The following is a 2,946-nucleotide window of genomic DNA, read 5'->3' as shown; positions in this document are numbered from 1 at the left end:
GCTTTTATTTCTTCCATTTGATGTTTAGCTTTTGTAAGGTCAACTTTTTCTTTTAGTTTCATTCTTCTCTCTATTTTCTCTTTGTCAACCTTATTTTTATCATAAGTATCATTAGTTTCATCTTCTAAATTATTAATATCAATACAACATTCATCTATTCCTATATCATCTGATATAATAAATTTTGTTCCTTCCCATCGTGATTTATGAAATTGTCTTGTTCTATTTAAATAATCTGGTTTATCAGTTATCCATTTAATCTTACTAATCTTATTCTTCCCTGAACTACTAATTTTCACATACCATGCCTCTCCTACTTTTTTATTTAAACATCTAAAAACTTCTGCTTTATATTTTCTATCCTTTGTAACCTTCGTTAATTTTTTAATTTTCTTTTCTAATGAAAAATTCTTTTCTCTCATTTTTTTAATTGTATCTTTTATGATACGGATTTTTTCTTCATTTTTATCATATCTATTTACAATATCAATTAAAACTTCTTCTAGGAGTTCTACAATGTATTCTTCTGCTTCTTCTAGTGTTAAAAGTTCTAATGCTTTCATTTGTTCTTCTTCAAGATAATATGTTGTAATATTAAAATAATCATCTCTAACATATTTTTTTTCATGTTTTCGCTTCTCCTTAGGATGAAAAATATTCAAATTAGTACTTCCATCTAATTCCATTCTAGGACATAATTCTAAAAACAATTCAGTTATATGATGTGACTTCCATCTAATTGGAAACAAATTATTTGCTTTTTCATATTCATGCCATCCATCTAATACAATATCTCTTAATAGCACAATATTCCTCCTTATAAAAATTAATATCTTTTCACCATGTATGTATATTTTAAGATATAAAAAGAAAAATTTTTTCATTTTTTAATGAATAAGTAATTCTAATCCTTCTTTTTCTTCTTATTAGGGTCATGACGATTATTCCTTTTTCTGTATTTATATAATATTCTTCTGGTATCCTAACATCTGCTTAGGTAACTTATGTTCATCCGAAGGTTGTTCTCCTTTATCTAGACCCATGTCTATAAGTTATTTTTTGTTCAAGATTTAAAGCCTCTTTTCTGCTTAAATTTTTTTTAATAACAACTGCTTTTACTTTAATGTCTTCTTAGGAAAAAACTTAAATAACTTAAAATAAAAAATAATATTTTAAAGCAAGCGGCACTAATACTATGATAAAAATAAATTTAATTATAACTAATAAAGATAATTACAGTATTAATACTATATGTAAAGTTCTTCAAATATCTAGAAGCATCTTCTGAAAATATTGTTATTTGGTAAAAAGATCTAAAAAAGTATTAACAAATCATTTTAGCTTATACCACATTATTAAGGAAAATATTATACTAAGAAAGGTAAAAAAGATAAATACAAATATAAAAAAATCATTATTACGTATAAATTCAAATATTATAAAAATAACTCCTAGACGAACAAAATAATTAAAAAAATTTTTTATTTTTTTACGAAATCCTATCAATTTCTCATCCTCCTTAATGTTATCAATATTTTAACGTAATCTTTAATATTATATTTTTTATCATCTAATTCACATAATCTTTTTTTAATCAAAAAACATGGAATAACTAGAACTGTCAATATCATGGGTTATGTATAAGATATACTACAATAACAGTAAATTAATCTCCTGTGCTAGTTTATTAAAAAAATAGATAATGTATCCAATTTAAAAAGTCTCTACCCATATAATTATAAATTATTGGATTAATTATCCAAATATTAAATTTTTAATTTTTGATTCCTTTTTTCCTAAACATTGGTTTATATAAAAACAAAGATTATATGCAAGAATTTTTGTTCTAATCCTTACAATTAACCCTAATAAAAATTTTGCTTTTACTTTCGCAATGTTTAATTGATCAGTAAGTTGAAAAAAAAGTTTCTATCATTCTTCTGATTTTTCTCTATACCATTTAGGATATGGCTTTTCATAAAAATTAGATTAATATCCTTTTCTTTTTTATTCTTTTTTAAGGGCAGCATTAGTTAGAACGAAATCTGTAATATATCCTTTAAATGTTGTAAGTATGTGAAGTTTAAAACCATCGAAGAACAATATCCATAAGATGCATCTGTTTTAAATTTTTTATGGAAATGAGCTTTTTCAAATTTATAAACAGGTATTAGATACTATCTATAATCCTATAATTAGGTTGGTTACTTTTAAAAAAATTAGTTAATTGTTTACGTACTTCTTTAATAACAGAATTCAAGTTTTTTCGTGTTCTATTAAATCTAGATAGATCTTTAAAATTTTTCTTTACAAATTTAAACCATGCATTTTCAGAATCGATAGTTAGAAATTTTCAAACTAAAGCAATAGTAATTACTGTCAGATAGAATAGCTAAATTGATATTTTTTCGATTACGCATATTATTAGGAATAATTTCTTGGTAAATATCATCTATGATAACAAAACTTACTATAAAAAAATCCTTTAAATTTTCAATTTCTGTGATAGAATAATTATTAATCTTCAGCATTTATGGTTCCCCTATCATGGATTTTGTTTCTTGTAAAGATAGGATAATATAAAATGCTGGAGCTTTTTATTTGTAATTTTTAACTAACACAACGAGTTAAATTAACAGTTTTTTTAAAGATTGTTAAAAATTTATTACTTATTACATTTTACATCTTTATTTCGAATCATTTAACTTATGCTCTTTTTAGTATTACATCATTGTTTCATGATTTTAGGTTTGTATTTTATTATAAAACTAACAATGGAGTGGAATTTCAAAGAATTCCACCCCAACTATTAACAAATAGCCTAAAGATAACGTATGAATTATGCAGCTATATAGCCATATTATAAATGATACAATAAAAATGTAATAAAATGATCATTTAAGAATGTAGGGAAATAAGATATAATTATCTCTAAGATTAAGGAGG

The 2,946-nt window shown here is 23.3% G+C and carries 1 protein-coding gene and 1 pseudogene; both read right to left on the bottom strand.

The genetic code is table 11. The annotated features are described in order from the left end of the window. On the bottom strand, positions 1-806 hold an 806-nt coding region (locus OM90_RS11050; protein ID WP_058486941.1), incomplete at its 3' end, for a hypothetical protein. 949 nt (positions 807-1,755) lie between these two features. Further along, positions 1,756-2,531: pseudogene (locus OM90_RS13560) on the bottom strand (IS982 family transposase). Positions 2,532-2,946 lie beyond the last annotated feature (415 nt).

Origin of the sequence: Defluviitalea phaphyphila (assembly GCF_001466305.1) — a bacterium.
GTDB classification, from domain to species: Bacteria; Bacillota; Clostridia; order Lachnospirales; family Defluviitaleaceae; genus Defluviitalea_A; species Defluviitalea_A phaphyphila.
Note: the sequence above shows the minus strand (reverse complement) of the source record. Positions and strands in the feature narration are given on the sequence as shown.